At 63.2% G+C, this 19,387-nt stretch carries 14 protein-coding genes and 1 tRNA gene; 12 read left to right on the top strand and 3 right to left on the bottom strand.

Going from position 1 to position 19,387, the window contains the following annotated elements:
• Positions 1 to 36 precede the first annotated feature (36 nt).
• The gene (locus AC5RW2_RS31710; protein WP_493963418.1) at positions 37 to 1,869 is read left to right on the top strand and encodes an ABC-F family ATP-binding cassette domain-containing protein; all 1,833 of its coding nucleotides are present in this window, start codon (positions 37 to 39) and stop codon (positions 1,867 to 1,869) included.
• A 10-nt stretch (positions 1,870 to 1,879) separates the two neighbouring features.
• Here AC5RW2_RS31710 and AC5RW2_RS31705 read toward each other — a convergent pair whose 3' ends face one another.
• Complete coding sequence (locus AC5RW2_RS31705; RefSeq protein WP_493963419.1) at positions 1,880 to 2,371, bottom strand: MarR family winged helix-turn-helix transcriptional regulator; 492 nt, start codon at positions 2,369 to 2,371, stop codon at positions 1,880 to 1,882.
• A 126-nt stretch (positions 2,372 to 2,497) separates the two neighbouring features.
• Between AC5RW2_RS31705 and AC5RW2_RS31700 the strand changes: the two genes are divergently transcribed.
• A complete protein-coding gene (locus AC5RW2_RS31700) occupies positions 2,498 to 3,073 on the top strand; it encodes an NADPH-dependent FMN reductase (RefSeq protein WP_493963420.1) in 576 nt (191 codons plus the stop codon).
• Between the two features lie 184 nt (positions 3,074 to 3,257).
• Positions 3,258 to 4,406: a cell division protein ZapE gene (zapE, locus tag AC5RW2_RS31695; protein ID WP_493963421.1), complete on the top strand. Its 1,149-nt coding sequence runs from the start codon at positions 3,258 to 3,260 to the stop codon at positions 4,404 to 4,406.
• On the opposite strand, the gene AC5RW2_RS31690 is transcribed toward zapE, so the two are convergent.
• On the bottom strand, positions 4,326 to 5,309 hold the full coding sequence (locus tag AC5RW2_RS31690) for a DMT family transporter (RefSeq protein ID WP_493963422.1): 984 nt from the start codon (positions 5,307 to 5,309) through the stop codon (positions 4,326 to 4,328). The two genes, zapE and AC5RW2_RS31690, sit on opposite strands and share 81 nt — an antisense overlap.
• A gap of 188 nt (positions 5,310 to 5,497) precedes the next feature.
• On the opposite strand from AC5RW2_RS31690, the gene AC5RW2_RS31685 reads away from it, so the two are divergent.
• Positions 5,498 to 7,228, top strand: a complete 1,731-nt coding sequence (locus AC5RW2_RS31685; RefSeq protein WP_493963423.1) for an ATP-binding protein — start codon at positions 5,498 to 5,500, stop codon at positions 7,226 to 7,228.
• 78 nt (positions 7,229 to 7,306) lie between these two features.
• Here AC5RW2_RS31685 and AC5RW2_RS31680 read toward each other — a convergent pair whose 3' ends face one another.
• Entirely contained in the window at positions 7,307 to 7,477 is a 171-nt protein-coding gene (locus tag AC5RW2_RS31680) for a hypothetical protein (protein ID WP_493963424.1), read from the bottom strand.
• 164 nt (positions 7,478 to 7,641) lie between these two features.
• Here AC5RW2_RS31680 and AC5RW2_RS31675 point away from each other — a divergent pair, with 164 nt between their 5' ends.
• From AC5RW2_RS31675 to AC5RW2_RS31640, 8 genes are all read left to right on the top strand, one after another.
• Positions 7,642 to 8,703, top strand: a complete 1,062-nt coding sequence (locus AC5RW2_RS31675) for a hypothetical protein (protein ID WP_493963425.1) — start codon at positions 7,642 to 7,644, stop codon at positions 8,701 to 8,703.
• Between the two features lie 224 nt (positions 8,704 to 8,927).
• Entirely contained in the window at positions 8,928 to 9,314 is a 387-nt protein-coding gene (locus tag AC5RW2_RS31670) for a DUF7793 family protein (protein WP_493963426.1), read from the top strand.
• Positions 9,304 to 10,893 carry a putative bifunctional diguanylate cyclase/phosphodiesterase gene (locus AC5RW2_RS31665; protein ID WP_493963427.1) on the top strand — a complete coding sequence of 530 codons (1,590 nt, stop codon included), beginning with the start codon at positions 9,304 to 9,306 and terminating at the stop codon, positions 10,891 to 10,893. Before AC5RW2_RS31670 ends, AC5RW2_RS31665 begins: the two co-directional genes overlap by 11 nt.
• Before the next feature lie 199 nt (positions 10,894 to 11,092).
• Positions 11,093 to 11,164 (top strand) — tRNA-Gln (locus tag AC5RW2_RS31660).
• A gap of 41 nt (positions 11,165 to 11,205) precedes the next feature.
• Positions 11,206 to 12,759: a bifunctional UDP-N-acetylglucosamine diphosphorylase/glucosamine-1-phosphate N-acetyltransferase GlmU gene (gene glmU / locus AC5RW2_RS31655; RefSeq protein WP_493963428.1), complete on the top strand. Its 1,554-nt coding sequence runs from the start codon at positions 11,206 to 11,208 to the stop codon at positions 12,757 to 12,759.
• The gene (locus AC5RW2_RS31650; protein WP_493950762.1) at positions 12,756 to 13,736 is read left to right on the top strand and encodes a ribose-phosphate diphosphokinase; all 981 of its coding nucleotides are present in this window, start codon (positions 12,756 to 12,758) and stop codon (positions 13,734 to 13,736) included. The genes glmU and AC5RW2_RS31650 overlap by 4 nt, the downstream gene beginning before the upstream one ends.
• A gap of 526 nt (positions 13,737 to 14,262) precedes the next feature.
• Positions 14,263 to 16,572, top strand: coding sequence for a LuxR C-terminal-related transcriptional regulator (locus AC5RW2_RS31645; RefSeq protein WP_493963429.1), 2,310 nt, complete (start codon positions 14,263 to 14,265; stop codon positions 16,570 to 16,572).
• Between the two features lie 62 nt (positions 16,573 to 16,634).
• Complete coding sequence (locus AC5RW2_RS31640) at positions 16,635 to 19,304, top strand: helix-turn-helix transcriptional regulator (protein WP_493963430.1); 2,670 nt, start codon at positions 16,635 to 16,637, stop codon at positions 19,302 to 19,304.
• The last annotated feature ends 83 nt before the right edge of the window (positions 19,305 to 19,387 follow it).

The raw sequence follows: 19,387 nt of genomic DNA, 5'->3' as shown, positions 1-19,387 counted from the left end.
TAAAGCACTACGTCAAAGCAACAGAAAGCAGCATCCTTGGTCCACTTGCTCGGCGCAGAAAACGTCAGCGTCTCCTTTGCCACCCGCACCATCTTGGATTCGGTGTCCCTCGGTCTGAACGAGGGCGATCGAATTGGCATGGTGGGGCGCAACGGCGATGGCAAGTCCACATTGATGCGGCTGCTGTCGCGGCGCAGCACGCCCGACGCCGGCCGGGTCACCAAACGCGGCGACGTCAACGTCGGCTACCTGGACCAGCAGGACGTGCTCAACGGAGACCTGCCGGTTGGGGTGGCGATCGTCGGCGAGGCCGCCGAGCACGAGTGGGCCTCGAATCCGCGGATCCGCGAGATCATGGAAGGCCTGGTGGGCGATGTCGACTGGCATGCGACGGTGTCGTCGCTGTCCGGCGGGCAGCGACGCCGGGTTGCCCTTGCCAAGCTGCTGATCGAGCCGCACGACGTGATCATGCTGGACGAGCCGACCAACCACCTCGACGTCGAGGGCGTGGCCTGGCTTGCCCGGCACCTCAAGACGCGGTGGCGCCCGAATGAGGGTGCCTTCCTGGTGATCACCCACGACCGCTGGTTCCTGGACGAAGTCTGTACCCGCACGTGGGAAGTCCACGACGGCGTGGTGGACCCGTTCGACGGCGGATACGCCGCCTACGTCCTGGCCCGTGCCGAACGCAACCGCACGGCCGCCGTCGTCGAAGGAAAACGGCAGCAGCTGGTCAAGAAGGAGCTGGCCTGGCTGCGCCGCGGGGCACCGGCCCGGACCGCGAAGCCGAAGTTCAGGATCGAAGCAGCCAATGAACTGATCGCCGATGTGCCCGAGCCCCGGGACGCGGTGGCGCTGAACAAGATGGCCACGGCTCGGCTCGGTAAGGACGTGCTGGACCTTGAGCATGTGTCCTACACCCCGCCGCCCCGGCCCTCGGACGGCGAGGGCGGATCCGGCCCGCTCTTCGACAACATCACCTTGCGGCTGGCACCGGGTGAACGGCTCGGCCTGGTAGGCGTCAATGGGGCCGGCAAGACCACTCTGCTCCGACTGCTGAACGGCGAAATCCAGCCCACTGCCGGCAAGGTCAAGCGCGGCAAGACGGTGCAGACAGCCATGCTGACCCAGGAAGTCCGCGAACTCGATGACGTCATGGACCTGCGCGTGGTGGAAGTGATCCAGCGCGAACGCCAGGTCTTCAACATCGGCGGACGCGAGGTTTCAGCCAGCCAACTGGTGGAACAGCTCGGCTTCTCCAAGGAGAAGCAGTGGACGCCGGTGCGTGACCTCTCCGGCGGCGAGCGGCGGCGGCTGCAGCTGCTGCGGCTGTTAGTCGGCGAGCCAAACGTGCTGATGCTGGACGAGCCCACCAACGACCTGGATACGGACACGCTGGCCGCGGTGGAGGACGTGCTGGACGGATGGCCGGGCACATTGGTGGTGGTCTCGCACGACCGCTACTTGCTGGAACGGGTGACCGACCACCAGATGGCCCTGCTGGGCGACGGCAAGCTCCGCGGGCTGCCCGGGGGAGTGGACCAGTACCTTGAGCTGCGCGAAGCATCGCTAACCGGCAAGTCCGCGCCGGCTCCGGCCAGCGGCGGCGCGGCCCAGACGGCCCCCGGCACCGAGCACAGCGAAGCCGACAAACGCCAGGCTAAGAAGGATCTCAATCGGATTGAACGCCAGCTGGGCAAGCTGGGTCAGCAGGAGGACAAGCTCAAGGAGCAGATGCACGCGGCCGGCGCCAAGGCCGACGTCGATTTTTCCGGGCTGGCAGAGATGAACCGCAAGCTCCAGGAGATCGCCGAGGAGAAGGAAGGCCTGGAAATGGAGTGGCTGGAAGTCTCCGAAATACTGGAGTGACTTCTGCCGCTCAGGATGACTTGCCGGTGTTCCCCCAGAGGCCCGCGTCGCGGATGGACTGCTGGATCTTGGCGGTTGCCGAGAACAGCGCCTCGCGCTCCGCGGCCGAGAGCGGATCGAAGACGTTCTCCCGCACAAAGGTCACATGGCCGGGCGCAGCCTGCCGAAGGACGTCCCAGCCGGCGGCGGTCATCGAAACATTGAAACCGCGTGCGTCCGTGGGGCAGGCCACCCGCTCCACCAGTCCGCGGGCTTCCATGCGCTTGAGCAAGTGGGACAGCCGGCTGCGTTCCCAGTCCAGTTGCTGGGCGATGTCTCGAGCCCGCATCACGCCCTGGTCAGCCTCGGAGAGGGAAGCCAGCACCGAATACTCCACGCCGGAAAGGTCGGAGTCCCGCAGCAGCTGGCGGTCCATCGCCGATTCGAAGCCCCACAGCAGTTCGCGGAAGGCGCGCCAGATTTCCTGCTCGTGGTCGTTCAGCCAACGGGGGTCGGAATTCACAGTGGTGCCTTTCTCGCCGTTAGTTGACAATTCAAGTTTGCGTCCTGCATCATTGACGTGTCAACAAAACCATGACGTGTCAACAACGTCGGCACGTTGGGAACAGACCTCGAAGGGGTTCATTACATGACCAAGATCGCTATCGTCACCGGCAGCACCCGTCCGGGTCGAGTCAACAAGCAGGTTGCCGACTGGATCCTCGCCCAGGCCGCCGGCCGCACCGACGCCGAGTTCGAGGTTGTCGACATCGCCGACTTCAACCTGCCCCTGCTGGACGAAGCTTACCCGGCCGCCTACCAGAACTACCAGAACGACCACACCAAGACCTGGTCGGCCAAGATCAGCGAGTTCGACGGCTTCATCTTCGTCACCGGCGAGTACAACCACACCGTTACCCCGGCCCTGACCAACGCCCTGTCCTACCTGAACGTCGAGTTCAACAACAAGGCCGCCGGCATCGTTTCCTACGGTTCCATGGGTGGCGCCCGTGCCGCCGAGCACCTGCGCAACATCCTGTCCGAACTGCAGATCGCCCACGTGCGCAACCAGGTCATGTTCTCGCTGTTCACCGATTTCGAGAACTTCGCCGACTTCAAGCCGACCGAGCAGAACACCGGCACCCTGGCCCCGATGATCGACCAGCTCATCCCGTGGACCAAGGCCATGGAGTCTGTCCGCGCCGCCGCTGTCGCTGCGAACTAACCTTTCGTATCCGGCGGCCCGTGCCGCTTGACGCTCCGCGCAGCAGGGCGCTCTGACCTTCCCGGAGGGGAGGCCGGGGCGCCCTGCCGCCGTTAACGCCCTGCCGGCTGTTAATCTGGTTCCCGGCCTCAGCGGACTGACGGCCAGTGGCCAAGACATGGGGACCGGGAGAAGGAGGGCCTGCGTGGATGCAGGAAACACGGCGGCCGGCCGGCCAGGCAAGGCCCGCACCCGCCAGCGGCTGCTTGACCATTTCGAACAGGCCGCTTCAACCGCCGGATTCCGCCTCGACGGCTTCCAGCAGGAGGCTGCGCAGCTGCTGGCCGACGCCGGCGCCAGGCTGACGGCGACTGCACTCCCGCTACCGGGCAAGCGGAAGGGGCTCTATCTGTGGGGGCCGGTGGGGCGGGGCAAGAGCTGGCTGGCCCGGCAGTTTTTCGAAGCGCTCGATCTGCCGGAGAAAAAGCGCTGGCACTTCCACGATCTGTTCCGCCAACTCCACGCCCACCGACGCGAGGCGCAGGACCCGGCCGCCCGGCTGCCGGGAACCAGCGCCGTCGACATGGCCATTGCAGCGCTGCTGCAGGACTGCACCCTGTTGGTCGTGGACGAATTCCATGTCCATGATCCCGGCGACGCCCAGTTGCTGGCTCGGCTGCTGCGCGAGATCCACCGCCGCGGCATTACGCTGGTGGCCACCTCCAACTATCCGCCCGAGCAACTGATGCCCAACGAGGAATTCCACTCCCTGTTCGAGCCGACGATCGCGTTGATCCGCCGCACTATGCACGTTGCCTCCATCGCCGGCCCCGTGGACTACCGCACGCTTGCTGCCGGCCGGCCCAGCGGCCAGAATAACGACGGCGGCGTCCGCCTCGAGCGGTTTAGCGACGGTGCCATGGTGCTCGCCCCGGACGGACCCACTGACCCGCGTGTCGGCGAGGCCGGACTGGAGTGGCCGGCCGCGGCCGCGGCACGCGAACTGCGACCGGGGAGCCAGCCACTTCCAGCCCTCCGGTGCACCGCGGCTGAAGTGTGGTTTGATTTCCAAGACCTGTGCGAAGGCCCCACCGCCGCGGCTGACTATGTGGTTCTGCTGCCGCACTCTGCACACTGGGTCATTTCCGGCGTGCCGGGCCGCGGCGACATCAGCATGAACGGCTGGCAGCGCCTGAGCAATATCGTGGACATCCTCTATGACGCCGATGTGCCGCTGACCCTCATCTGTGCCGAGCCGCTGGACCTGGGGCCGTCAGCCAGCCCGTCCGCGGTGGACGTCTCCCGCATTGCCAGCCGGCTGCGCACCCTCGGCAGCGTGGGCGTCGGCGCCTGACTGCTTCGCCTGCCGGCCGCGCCGACGGGAGAGCCCCACGCCCAGCAGGCAGACCGTGCCGCCGACAATGGCCAGCAGCGTGGGTGTCTCGCCCAGGAACAGCCACCCGAGCAGGATAGCGACCGGCGGAACCAAGTAGGACGAAACGCTCAGTTGTCCGGCTGGCATCCGGGCCAGCGCATAGGCCCACGTGCTGAAGGCCAGCGCCGTGGGGACAATGCCCAGATACACCACGCCCAGGGTCGCCGCCGCCGGCGCGCTGCCCAGATCCGCCAGGAGTTCGCCAGCGAAGGGGAGTGACGAGATGGCCCCAACGGTGCAGGCCAGCCAGGTGACCTGGCCCGCGGGAACGCTGCCCAGCGCGGGCTTTTGCAGCAACACACCGGCCGAGTAGGTCACCGCCGCCGCCAGCGCCCACAGCAGCCCGGTCCCGCCGGGGGTGCCCCCGCCGGTACCGAAGCCGATCAGGACCACGCCCAGGAAGGCAACGCCGGCACCGATCGCCAGCCAGGTGGGGATACCTTCCCGCAGGAACAGCCCGGCGCCCAAGGCAGTCAGTATCGGGGCGAAATTGACGATCATGGCTGTGGTCCCGCCGTCGAGCGTCTGTTCGGCGGTGTTGAGGGCGAAGTTGTAGACGCCGAACCACATGAGGCCGCAGCCGAGGATCAGCAGCCAGGCCCGACGGTTCGGCCTCACCCAGGGCCGACCAATCAGCAGCAATGCCAAGGCGGCGGAGCCGATGGCGAGCCGCAGCAGGCTGAGCGGACCTGGTCCGAAATGCGGAAGGATGCCGCGGATCACAATGAACGCACTGGCCCAGGCCAGGACGGTCACTGCGATGGCCGCGAGGACCAGGGGCGGGATAGCAACGATCTGCCGCACGGCGGGTGGGCTGCTCATATCGCCACGCTAGACCATGCCCTCCGGCATCGGACAGCATGGCGACCAGCGGGTTCGTGCGCGCCTCACTGGCATGGAAGCCGCGGCCGTAATCTGACATTCCGGTCCGAGGGCACTGCTAGTCTTCATTCATAACGTCAGGGGGGCCGGGACGACGCCGGGCCGCGTTCAAGGCAGGAGGAATCGCCGTGCGGACCGATGCAGGTGAGCCCGGGACAGCAGTCCGCCCAACGGTACTGATCGGCGCCACCGATGCCGCAAGCCGGGAGTTCCTGCGCACAGTCCTCGAAGCTGCCGGAATGACCGTGACGGCCTTCGCCACCGCTGCCCAGGTTTTGGATGAACTGCAGCGCAATCCACCGGATATCCTCCTGGTGGACGCCGGCGATATGTCGCTGGCAGGGATGGAAGCCGTTCGACGGCTGTCAGACCGCCGGACCGGGGCGCAATGGCGAGTGATGCTGATGGCTACCGAAGACGAACTGCCGCTGGTTGAACGCGGTTATGAAATGGGCGTCTCGGACTATCTGATCAAGCCGCTTTCGGCATCCCAAGTGGTCAACCGCGTGCGCGTGACGCTCGCCAGATCGGAACACCGCCGCCGTGAGCGCAACGGCGTGGCTGTCCTCCGGGACCAGATCCGGCGCGTATCCGAGGGCATCCGCAGCACCAACGATCCGGACGAGATGATTACTCTTGCGCTGCGGGGGATCGGCGCGGCCTTTGGAGCGGACCAAGTTTGGATCCGTACCTTGGACGATGAAAGGGTTCCGCACACCGACGCCCAGTGGGCCAGTGAATCCAACCAGGACGTCAAGGCGATGCCGCATCGAACCGAGGAGCAGGTGCTGCAGCTGGCCTCCGCTCTCTGGACCAAGGGCAGCGTCCTGACGTCGGCTGATGACGGCAGCATCAACCTTGCAGAATATGCCGACCTGACCGACTGGTTTGCCAGCGCGCGAGGCAAGGCGTCATTGCTGGCGCCTTTGGGACAGGGCTCGAAAGCGTTCGGACTGATGTGCCTGATCCGGCACGGGCGGCCACAGTCGTGGTCACCCGCCGAGATTTCGCTGCTGCAACATGTGGCCGGGAACCTGGCCCACGGGCTGATCCAGGGGCACTTGATCACGGCCCAGCAAGAAGTCGTGGAAAAGCTCCGAGAACTGGACCAAGCCAAGTCGAACTTCGTGGCAACGGTCAACCACGAGCTCCGAACCCCGCTGACCTCTATCACCGGCTACTTGGAATTGGTGCTGGATGGAGAAGCTGGCGAAATCCCGGATTCCGTGGCCCGGATGCTCAAAGTGGTAGGACGGAATGCCACTCGCCTGCGTGAGCTGATCGAAGACATGCTGACACTGTCCCGGATGGACTTCCAGAGCAGCGGTTTGCAGACGGAACCGGTGGACTTGCCGCAGCTGCTGCGCATGGTGTCCACCGCACTGGAGCCCGCCGCCCAAGCCAAAAACGTCAAGCTCGTGGGGGAGGGGCTGGACACCCGGCTCGCCGCAGACGGTGATGCCAAGATGCTTGAACAGGTTTTCGCCAACATCATGTCCAACGCCGTGAAGTTCACCCCGCAGGATGGTGCAGTGCGTGTCACCGTTGGCACCGGCACTGATAACGACGACGGTGTTCCCTGCGCCATAGTGACGGTCGCCGACAGCGGGATCGGCATCCCGGAAGATGACCTGCCGCAACTGTTTTCCCGTTTTTACCGCGCGTCCAATGCGCATGCCATTCAAGGCACCGGTCTGGGCCTGGCGATCGTGAAGGGAATGGTGGACCAGCACCGCGGCAGCGTTTCCGTCGAGTCCACCATCGGAGTCGGAACGACTTTCACCATTACCCTGCCGCTGTCAGCCGACGACGGTCAGCACGACGCTGTCGAAAACACGGGCGCTGTCACCGTTTCCTAAAGCACAAAGGCCGTGACACCCATCCGAAGATGCATGCCACGGCCTTAGCCGCGGAGCGGGAGCCCCGCTTGCTAGGACCTAGTGCGGCCAGTAACCGATCATCGGTTTCAGGCTGCCGCCGTCAATCGTCTTGCTCTGGACGACGATGGAGGACGAAGCGGTCGTATCCGCTGCAGCAGCCGGAGCCGCAGCACCAACAACTGCCAGGACCGCAGCGACCAGAACGGATGCAGAAAGTTTCTTCATCATTGTTCCTCATTCTTTCTTTATGCACAGACATGCAAATCCATACAGGTGATGGTGACACGATAAGTGTACAGACAGCAGTCCAAAGGAGCTAGGTGAAACGACACAATTCTTCGGTTCCGGAAGCAGTCTCTCTAAACGAATAGGATCGGTACGAGGGTCGTGTGATGGCGCAGCGCGATGGTGTGGAGCATGGAGGAATCCGAATGGATGCAGGCGATAATGTGCTGCTGGAATTGCGGGCACGAGAAGCGTTCGTCAAGAGGGAATACGTGCGCTCTGCTGTCTTGGCGAAGCGATGTGCTGAACAGGCCGCCGAGTCGGACGACCCTGGCACTTGGTGGCATATGACGTTCCTTGAAGCGGAAAGCTACAGGGAAAGCGGGGACCAAGAGAATTGCATCAAGACCGCTCGAACCCTGAAAAATCACTCGCTCACCGCAGACTCGGCCGAATTGATGTGCCGGGTCCTTACACTGGAGTCAGTGTCGCTCCAGGGGGCAGGCGAATTAAGCGAAGCGTTGACGACTGCTGAATCAGCCGTCAAGGTCGGGCAGGCAGCCGGTCTGCGGAATGACATCCAGATAGGTGCTGAATCCGCCCTGGTAGCAGCACTCGCGGAGAGCGGGCTAACCGATCAGGCCTGGGTGCACTGCCAGAACTTGATTCAACTCCTTAAGGTTGCCGGCGACGCACAGTTGGCCGGGAAAGGGTATTGGGCCGTCGGCAATGTAGCTTTCTTGCGACAGCAGTCGGATGTTGGGGTCCACTATCATGGTTTGGCCGCTGAACAACTCTCGCCTTCGAATGACCTACGGCTTTGGGCTTGGTTCAACATGAGCTCAGCGGCCATGCGCTTGTCTGCAGGCATCGCGGACCAGGAAACGGCAGATTGCATGGACCGTGCAGAACTTGCTGGATCCATCATTGGCACCAGCGAACACGTGCGGCGTCTGAATGAATTGAACAGGGCACGATGGTTTTTCCTCATGGGTAATTTGGATGAAGCGGCAAACCTTCTCGGACCCATCTGCAGCCTGTCAGATATGCCCCATCAGACAGCGGGAGAAGCAAACATGTTGCTCGCTAAAGCGCTTCGCGAACAAGGTGATTGCGAAGCAGCGCTGCGCCATTTGAAGGATAGTCAGGCCTACTTCAGCCAGGCCGGTGCTAAGGACCGCGCGGCTCAAGTGGCTGCGGAAATAGCAGCGTTCCCGCAAGCTTCGTAATTGTATTATTCGTCGTGTCATTGCGCGTGTCGTGAACGCCGTTCGTTTACGCTATGAACAAATGACAGACGGTCGTTGTGGCAGTAGGTAATGAAGCACTAAGTTCTGGATTTGTTGGCTGGGAGCGCATGCTTCCTTCGAATCGTTGGGGAGCGGATGCACGAGTTAGCTCAAGGCTGTTCCAAGAGGTTTACAGGAGCGGTATCTAACGACGACACGGCCGTATGGGCCGCCTAGTCGGTGCGGCCGACGCCGCTGCCGCCGACATCAGCCGTTCTGGAGACGGAATCATCAGCGTTGACCTGCCGAGGGGTGCGGCTTTCACCGACGAAGTCGCCGTCAGCACCTCGTCACAGCTTCAGGTGCTCTCCGGCGGCCGGCCCTGCCGCGTGCTCATGCGGTTGAAGGGCGTGGCTTCGATTTCGCGAATGGCACGCTCGATGCTTGGCCAGCAGACGAATGCGTCAGCGATTGCCTTGGTCGGCGAATCACCTGTGGACCGGGTGATTGCTAATTTCGTGCTGGGGACTGAACCTTCAGAATGCCCAGTCCGCTATTTCGACTCCGAACCGCAGGCCCATGAGTGGCTGGAACGGGATAATGCCGCATAACTCCGACCCGCGGCTCCAGCGTCTGGTCGACGGGATGGTCAGTCTGGCCGGCGGTGACCTGTCCACACGGGTGGAACCATCGGCGGCCCGGGACGAGATCGACGCAGTGATAACCGGGGTTAATCTCCTGGCTGAGGAACTGCAGTTGAGCTACTCGGAGTTGGAACGGCGCGTTGAACAGCGTACCGCGGAGCTGCGACAGGCTCATCGGGACATGAGCAGGATGGCAATGACCGATGCCCTGACTGGTCTGGCCAACCGAACCGCCCTGGCAAACGAGATGGCCGCTGCCTTGGAGGACGCACGGTCTGGCCAGCGGGCTCCCGCGCTGCTGCTGCTGGATCTGGATTCCTTCAAGCAGGTCAACGACAGTTTTGGCCACGACGCCGGAGACCGCGTACTGACGGTGGTGGGGAACCGGCTCCGGTCGATCGTGCGCGAAGTAGACACTGTGGCGCGGCTGGGCGGAGACGAATTCGCTATTCTGTTGCCGCGTGCCACAACAGATCTTGCGCTTCAGGTTGCCCACCGGATCCTGGGGGTCCTGAACGACGATATTCGGCTCGACGAACTGACAGTGTGGGCGCAAGCCAGCATTGGCGTGCGAGTGGCAGATGCAGGGCAGAGCGCGCAGAGCTTGTTGCTCGACGCGGATACAGCCATGTACGAAGCGAAAAAGGATCCACAGAACCGCATCAAGGTCTTCCAGTCCCACATGCTGCAGGCGCGGCAGTTGCACAACCAAATGGCATCCGAACTCCGCGGGGCCATAGCCACTGGAGGCTTTGAGCTGGAGTACCAGCCGGTGGTGGATCTGTGCACCGGGCGCCCGCTGGGAGTGGAAGCACTGGTGAGGTGGAACCATCCGGTACGAGGCCGGGTCATGCCCAACGACTTTATTCCGATGGCCGAGCAGACCGGCCTGATTATTGACCTAGGCCGTTGGACTCTTTCCGCCGCTGCGCATCAGTTTGCCGAGTGGTCGGCCGACCTGGATTTGGACCCTGGGTTCCAAATCCGGGTCAATCTTTCCGTCGCCGAGCTGCAGCGGATCGACTTGGTGGACTATGTCCGCGGCGTTTTGCGGGATTCCGGAATAGCCGCTGAGTCACTGGTCCTAGAAATCACCGAAACCGGCTTGGTCACCGGCGGCGAAGTGGAGACATACTCCTTGCTCGCCCTGCGCAAGCTGGGCATCGGCATCGAAATCGACGACTTCGGCACCGGCTACTCCTCGATCAGCTACCTGCGCGAGCTGCCCGTCGACTTGGTCAAAGTCGACCGCTCCATCATTGCTACCCATTCGGCCGACGGGTCGCAGCAAGATTTCATCGCGGCCGTGCTCCAGCTCATTCGTGCGGCGGGCCTGGACGCGATTTTCGAAGGAATCGAGACGCGGGAACAGGCCGAGCAGCTGCGTGATCTGGGCTGTGCCGGCGGGCAAGGGTACTACTTCAGCAAACCCGTGTCGGCGGAGCGGATCGCCGAACTATTGCACAGCGGAGCACAACTCCCCGCTGCTGCCCATGTAGCAGACACCGACCTCACCAGCATGGCGTCTTCGGCGCTTGCCGAATAGGGCCCGCTTCGGCGCTTGCCGAATAGGGCCCGTCGGTTTTGGAGCAGTGGACCAGGCGGGTAACAACCGAGCGCGCCACCGGTCGACAGCCGCAGTGGTCCAACCCAAAGGACACGCGTCCGACGCCAAGTCGCATCGACGTCGGAAATCGTGGCAAAATGGACACTTGTGCCGAGGAGGCAATCCTGCTCCGGCACATTCCGCCCTGGTGTAATGGCAGCACCCCAGCCTTTGGAGCTGTGGAGTATAGGTTCGAATCCTATGGGCGGAACGATCACCGGCCGGTGAACGTGCGGTGTTGTGGCAGGTAGGATGCCGTTAACCCCCAAGCTCCGGCTACACCGGAATCAGCGCAGCGAGGAGTGCCACTTAGTGAGCCCCCAGGACGTCCAAGAAAAAAACGTCAAATCAGCTTTATCTCCTGCAGCGGTCATTGTCCTGGCCGCGGGGGCGGGCACCCGAATGAAGTCCAAGAAGCCGAAGATCCTGCATGAGATCGGCGGCATTTCCATGGTGGGCCATGCGCTCGCCGCCGCCCGCGGTCTGGCACCCACGGTGCTGGCCGCCGTCGTGCGCCACGAGCGGGACCGGGTGGCGGAACATATTGCCGCGCTCGACCCGGACGTCCTGATTGTTGACCAAGACGAAATTCCCGGCACGGGCCGCGCGGTGGAGGTGGCGCTGGAAGCCCTCCCGGCCAGGCTGGATGGAACCGTGGTGGTCACCTATGGAGACGTTCCGCTCCTGACCAGCGAATTGCTCCGCGACCTGGTCTCCGAGCATGCCTCCAGCGGCAACGCCGTCACCGTGCTGACCGCGGTCCTCGATGATGCGGGCGGGTACGGCCGGATCATCCGGGCCGCGGACGGTAGCGTGCAGGGGATTGTGGAGCACAAGGATGCCACGGAGGACCAGCGGGCCATCCGCGAAGTCAATTCCGGCATCTACGCCTTCGACGCGACGGTGCTCCGCGGTGCACTGTCCAAAATCACCACCGACAACGTTCAGGGCGAGAAGTACCTCACCGATGTGCTGTCGCTGGCGCGGGCCGACGGGGGCCGAGTGGCCGCCGTCGTCACCGCCGACCGGTGGCAGGTGGAGGGCGCCAATGACCGGGTGCAGTTGGCGGCACTGGGCGCGGAGCACAACCGGCGGATTCTGGATGCTGCCATGCGCTCCGGCGTCAGCATCGTGGATCCGGCGACCACGTGGATCGATTCGACCGTGACGTTCGAGACCGATGTGACGCTCTTGCCGGGAACCCAACTGCACGGGACCACGCATGTTGCCGCGGATGCGGTAGTGGGGCCGGACACGACGCTGCGGAACGTGACAGTAGGCGAGGGTGCTTCCGTGGTCAGGACGCACGGCTCCGACTCCGAGATCGGACCCCGCGCCACGGTTGGCCCCTTTACCTACCTGCGCCCCGGCACCGTGCTGGGCGAGAAGGGCAAGATCGGTGCCTTCTACGAAACCAAGAATGTGACCATCGGCAAGGGCGCCAAGCTGTCCCATCTTGGCTACGCCGGGGATGCCGAAATCGGCGACAACGCCAACATCGGCTGTGGCAACATTACTGCCAATTACGACGGCGAAAAGAAGCACCGCACCGTCATCGGCTCAGACGTGCGCACCGGCTCCAACACTGTTTTCGTAGCCCCCGTGCAGATTGGTGACGGCGCCTATTCGGGTGCCGGCGCCGTGATCCGCAAGGATGTTCCGGCCGGGGCCCTCGCCGTCAACGTTGCACCGCAGCGGAACCTGGAAGGGTGGGTACTGAAGAACCGCCCCGGCAGTTCCTCCGCGGAAGCTGCCTCACAAACCTCCTCCACGCAATCTCCAACTGTAGAAAGTGATCCTTCATGAGCGGAATCAAGGCACAGGGCGAAAAGAGGCTGGTACTGGCTTCCGGACGCGCCCATCCTGAGCTGGCGCAGCAGATCGCCAAAGAACTGGACATCGAACTGCTGCCGACGTCGGCCTACGACTTCGCAAACGGCGAGATCTACGTACGGTTCGAGGAAAGCGTCCGCGGCACCGACGCCTTCGTCCTCCAGGCCCACCCTGCCCCGATCAACGAGTGGCTGATGGAGCACCTGATCATGGTGGACACCCTCAAGCGGGCCTCGGCGAAGCGGATCACCGTCGTCGCGCCGTTTTACCCGTATGCCCGACAGGACAAAAAGCATCGCGGCCGCGAGCCGATCTCCGCACGCTTGGTGGCGGATATGTACAAGACAGCCGGCGCCGACCGGTTGATCTCCGTGGACCTGCACACCGCGCAGATCCAGGGCTTCTTCGACGGACCCGTCGACCACCTGATGGCCATTCCGCTGCTGGCCGACTATGTCCGCACCCGGGTGGATCTGGACAACGTGACGGTGGTTTCCCCCGATACCGGCCGGGTGCGCGTCGCCGAACAGTGGGCCGAGCGCCTTGGCGGGGCACCGCTGGCCTTCGTGCATAAGTCCCGCGACGTCAACATGCCCAACCAGGCGGTGTCCAAGCAGGTCGTGGGCCTGGTTGAGGGTCGCTCCTGCGTGCTGATCGACGACATGATCGACACCGGCGGAACCATTTCTGGTGCCGTCCAGGTCCTGATGAACGCCGGTGCCAAGGACGTGATCATCGCGGCCACCCACGCAGTCTTCTCCGATCCTGCTGCCCGCAGGCTGTCCGAAAGCGGAGCCAGGGAAGTGGTGGTCACCAACACGTTGCCGATCCCGCCGGAGAAGAACTTCAAGGAACTGACCGTCCTGTCGATTGCCCCGTTGATCGCCCGCGCGGTCCGGGAGGTCTTCGAAGACGGCTCGGTCACCAGCCTGTTCGACGGCAAGGCCTGACGAGGGATGTTCTGGCCGGCTGAGCCCCGCCCGGCCACCACGGCTCTCTAAGAGGGGCCGACGACGGGAAGCCCGAAAGCTCTGGGCCAGCCCTTCCGTCGTCGGCCCCTTTCTGCTTGTCCGGTGTCTGACTCTTCCGCCGGCGCCGTAGTAGCAGGCAGGGTCCGGTGAGTACCCTGCAGGCAGATGTCTAGGTAGTGGAGGGCCGAGACGCGTAGTTTCCACCCGTGCCTGAGAGGGGTATGTACCCCAAGGTTAAGGAAGTGGGTCGGGAACGCCTCGGCGGTGTTGGCCGGAGCAACAGCGGTAATTGCCCCTCAATCCGCTGGGACTGCAGCCAAGGAGTCTCCGAGCTGGGCAAGTTCCGGGAGACCGGACAATGCTCACTGCTGTGGAACACCTGCCGCCGCTGTTTCCGGCCCACACGTGAGCGGAGCTGCAGCGTCAGGCTCCGGCATATTTGTAGTGACTTATGTACAAGACCAAGCCTGCTGACTAAGGTTAGTTCCGAGCGTCCTGATTGGGGATGGACGCTTTGGGGGTTTGGGGCAAGAAAGACGGTCTCGTCATGAGTGCTACAACTGTGCTCAATCGTGCGCTGGGGCCTAATCCGGGTACCGTGTTTATCGGACGGAGAGAAGCCACCGGGGCGATGATTGCATCGCTGGCGGACAAACAGTCCGCGGGAGTAGTCGTCGTCGCGCCCGCAGGCTATGGCAAGACCCTGCTGGCGCGCCATGTGGTCGATCAGCTTGCCCCGTACGTTCAAGCCGTTCAAGTGCGAGGTACAGAGTACGCCCGTGGCGTCTCATACGGTGCGCTGACGTACTTGTTGGCAGAGCTCAAAGACTCACAGCTGGGACATCCTTTGCTGGTGTTGGACGGCTTGTCGCACCAGCTGAACAAGGCGGCCAACGGCAAGGACGTAGTGCTGCTGATCGACAATGCCGAGCAATTCGACAGTGATTCGGCCACGATGCTCAGCCAGTTGGTCACCAGGGGAGACGCACGGGTCGTCATTCTGGCGAGAGACTTTTCAGCGGTTCCGCGTGCCTTCCTGAATCTGAGCCTCGATTCCCGGATACGACGTATCGACTTGCCACCGTTTGTCCCGGACGAGGTCGGCGAGATGGCTGCTGCAGTGTTGGGTGGCCCACTGTCGCGGGAGGCAGCACGGATGCTGCACCAACATTCCAGCGGCAACCCGAAATTTGTTTCCTTGCTGGTGGAGGATTACTTTTCCTCCGGCGCGCTCCGGAAAAGGCATGGGATCTGGGCCTATACGGGAAAGCCGGTCCAGCTCGGGACGGTCACGGTCGCCGCTGCCTCTGCGGGCTTGAGCGGGCTGGGTGACGATGTACTGGATCTGGCATACCGGCTGGCTGAGTCCGGCGGTCTTCCCTTGGCCTATTTGCAGGAGACCGGACGCGGAAGCGCGCTGGACCAGTTGCAGCACCGGGAAATCGTTGACATCAGCTACCGACCCTTGACCGTGGCCCAAATTGCCGACCTTCTAGTGGCGGACGCGTTGCTCACTATGGGGCCGACTAGCTCCCGCCCGGCCACCAAACCGGAGGCGGGCCAGATGCTGCACACCCGCAGCCGCCCGAAGCCGGTCCCGCACGATTGGGGACAACTAAATCTGGCGCGGTCGTTAGTTTCCCAGGGTGAGTACAGAAAAGCTTTCGCCTTGCTCCAAGAATGTGCCGAGCTCTCCTTTCCTCAGTCCGGCCCCAGGCTTCTCGCCAGGGCGCTACTTTGCGAGACCCTAGCAGTGACCGGTCGCTGTGATGATGCTCTGGCATTGGCCGAGGACTTTTGGCAGGACCTTGACACGGTGAATGAGGAACTTCGGCTGGAGATCCGGTACCACCGGACCGCGGCATACTTGTTGTCCGGCGCGTGGTTGGACGCCGGCGGAACGCCCCGCCTCTTCAGCCGCAACCGCGATGATCCTGGTGGAACATGGGAAGAACTGGCTGACGGCATGGTGCTGGCCGTGACTGGCGACTTTCACCGGGCGGCCGATTTGCTGCGGTCGGTCCGCGCCCAGTTGACTGAGACGGACCCGGATGGGCTCTCGACCTTGGCGGGGCAGGTTGAATCGTATTGCCTGGCAGCGCTCGACGAACCTGACCGGGCTCCCCAAGCCGAGCCCGGTAGCCCGGCAACGCCGTGGCTCATCACCCGGTTGGAAGGGCATTTCCACGCCTTATGCCGGGCAGCCCGTGGCGACGTTCAGGTGGCGCTGGATCAGCTGCGCCAGCAGGCTGCCGCTGACCGGTCGATGGGGCTAAGCACGGGCGAACTGATCGCGCTGGTGGCTGCGGGGTGTGTGTCCGACGCTCCGATTGGTGACCGGCTGCTGGAACTCTCTACTCAGTGCCAAGGGCCCTTCGCCTCGATTTGTGAAAAGTACGCGAAGGGGGTTGTTTCGCAAGATACGGCGCTGTTGCTGCAGGCGGCCGAGCAGGCCAAACACGGCGGACACCATGCCTTTGCCCGCAATATGGCCAGTTATGCCGAGACGATTGCGGCGCGATCGGGGAGGACTGATCTGGTACGCAAGGTCAGGCGCAAGGCTCGCTCGATCCTACGCGACGGCACGCCTGCGCCCGTCCATGCCGGTTGGCGTGGGCGCCTCACCGGGAGAGAACAAGATGTAGCCCGCTATGTCGCCGAAGGCCGCAGCAACCACGCCATCGCGAAGGCACTAGGCATCTCGACGAGGACAGTGGAAGGCCACCTCTACCGGGTCTTTGCGAAACTGCTGATCCGTAGTCGTCAGGAGCTAGCGGAGATAGTGTCCCGAGAAGAGCCGAGCGCCACCGAATGAACGTCTCCGGCTCCGGGGGACGAAGGAAGCTCACCGATGCTGTCACCGCTTGCGTGACCAGTATGACGACGCTCGGCGGCGTGCTTTATGGCGACACGAGCACGGGCAAATCGTCCATTGTCGAGGACGTAGTCCGCAACCTCGGCGAGAGCTTCCATGTGCACTGGATTCGGCCCGAACGAGCTATAACGAGCGTTTCTTACGGCGCGTTCTTTCCGTATCTCAGGGGAGTGTCCGGGTCCGACTTGGACTCCCCGCTAGCGGTCCTGCGGACGTTGAGGACGGTTTTTGCCAAGGAGCGGCACAGCGATGCCCGCCAGCCGCTGCTGATCATTGACGAGGTTCAGGACTTGGATGAAGCGAGCAGCTACTTGCTGGCACAGCTGGTCATGTCAGGCTCCGCCAAAATACTGGCGCTCTGCGGAAGTTGGAACTCGCTGCCGCGGGAAATCCTGGAGTTGTGCCAAGACGGCCTCCTGGCAGCTTTCGAAGTGCTGCCGCTCACTTCGGCAGAAGTCCGCGTGGCGATGGAAGACATCCTCCAAGGAACTGTCGCCGGCGGAACGGTGCAGTTGTTCCAAGAGAAGTCGTTGGGGAATCCGCCGTTGATGAAAGCGTTGGTCAGACAGGCCATGGCTTCCGGCCACTTGAAGTGCCAGAGCGGGATGTGGTGGATGGGCAAGGAACCCGCCGAGCTTGATGCAGCAACCACAGATCTGGTCAAAGCGATGGTCTATAGGCTGGATTCCAGGCACCGGCGAGCAGTGGAGATCATTGCACTGGCTGGGTTCGTTCCACTTGCCGCCGCCGCAGAGTTGTTCGGCAGTAAGGTTCTTCGATCGTTGGAGCAGCTGGGGTTGCTGGCCGAACCAACGGAGCACTCAGATGTGCGGCTCAAGTTTCCGCCCTACGCTGACGTTGTCCGGTCAATGATCCCGGCAGGGTACAGCGCAGAACTTCTCAACCAGGTGTTGCCAGTCATGAAGAAATCGGGACCGCACCCGGTGGGCAACATGGACATGGCTCGTTGGGGTCTGGACGCCGGGCTGCCGCCGCCGACCGACGAATTATTGATGGCGGCGCGTCGTGCTAATGACGAATGTGACTATCCATTGGCACTGCGCTTGTCTACGGTAGCGGCCGAGACCAGCCGTGCCGCCTCAGCAGCGCATCTGGAAAATGCGCGTGCCTTCTGGGGGATGGGCGACGGAGCGGCCGCCAAAATCTCCCTAAACCGTATCCACCGCTCTGCTGATCTTCGGACCATCACGGCCGCAACTTTGCTCAGGGCTTCCATCGCTGGGCAGGAAGTAGGCTATGGCGCAGAAATTCAAAGGATTTCCGCAGAGTTGAAAGAAGCAGCCGCGGCGGGGCATCGACCGGCGTTAGAGGACCATGTGGAGACAACCACTGGCTGTCTAGATGCGGTTGACGGTGCCACCTTCCTAGCGGCTTATGGCCATCTGCTCGACGGAGAGTTCGATGCTGCCCTTGAGGTGTTGGCGACCCTTCCCCGCCGAACAGAGACGGCCGCCGCGCGGCTCCTGAGCCATACCGCGTTTGCCTATTGCTTGGCTGAAACTGGCCATTCCGGGCAAGCGGCAGCCGCGGGGGCGGAGGCGGTTGCTCTGGCCCAAACAAATCCGTCGTTAAAGGCCTTCTACCCTTATGTGCTCACGAGGCATCTGGAGAGCCTGGTGATCTCAGGTCTCTACGACGAGGCGGAACGTGTGTTGGATGGTTACAGCCGGATGGCGCCGCGCAGGCACCGCTGGTTCTCGGGTACGGAGCAAGGTATTCATGGGCTGTTACTGTTCCGACGGGGCAGAATGAAGCCCGCGCTGGAACTGCTGGCCGAAGCTATCGCAGCGCTCCGACACGCAGACCAAGGCATGCTGCTTCCAACGGTTCTCGGGGCAGCTTCATCCGCTGCAGCGACCATGGGGCAGGCCGAGCAAGCGCATGGATTCAGGAAGCATCTGGAAAAGTATGCAGGCGGCGGGATGCAAGCACGTTGGTTGGTGTCTGCAGCCCAGACGCGGGGAGCCGACAGCTTCTCCGCAGGGGTCAAGTCGGAGGCCGAGCCTGGGACCGCGGAAACGCCGGAGGACCTCACCGGCTATGCCGCTGCGGCGCGGTCTGCTGGATGGGTCAGCGCCGAGAAAGAGATTCTGGAGCAACAGATGCTGCTGGAAGAGGGTCGCGGCGCGAACCGGCTTGCCGAAGTGTGCATGCCGCTGGACGGTCCCGACGCGCAGGCCCTGGCCGCCGTCGCGGCAGCGCGCCTCTCGGGAGATCCCGACAGCCTCATTTTGGCTGCCGACAAAGCCGAGGAAGCGGGCAAGGATCTGCTCGCCGCCACGGCGCTGGTTTGGGCCTGCGAAATACTGGACCGGAAGGGGCTCCAGCGTCTGCGTCACGCAGCACTGAAACGTCTGCGCTCAATGCTGCCCCGACTCGAGGGCGTCAAGACTCCGGCTATCGAGTCGGCCCGCGATCTTGGTTCAGGACTGACGCCTCGGGAGCAACAGATCCTCAGGATGGTCCGCCAAGGCGCGACGAACAAAAACATCGCGGAGTCACTAACGCTCTCTGTCAGGACGGTCGAGGGACACCTCTACCGCATTTACCTCAAGCTGGGGGTCGAGAACCGTCATCAACTTACGCAGGCCCCGGGGCTGCTCGGCGATGAGGATGAAGTTTTTACAGTGCAATCCTGGCTGGTAAAGTAGGGGCATTGCCTAGGCGAGGGAGAGCCGGAACCGACTCTCCGTTATCGACGGTGGCTAGCAGCTTCGCTTCTCTGCACTGGTAC

Source organism: Arthrobacter sp. B0316-1-20 (assembly GCF_059091865.1).
Note: the sequence above shows the minus strand (reverse complement) of the source record. Positions and strands in the feature narration are given on the sequence as shown.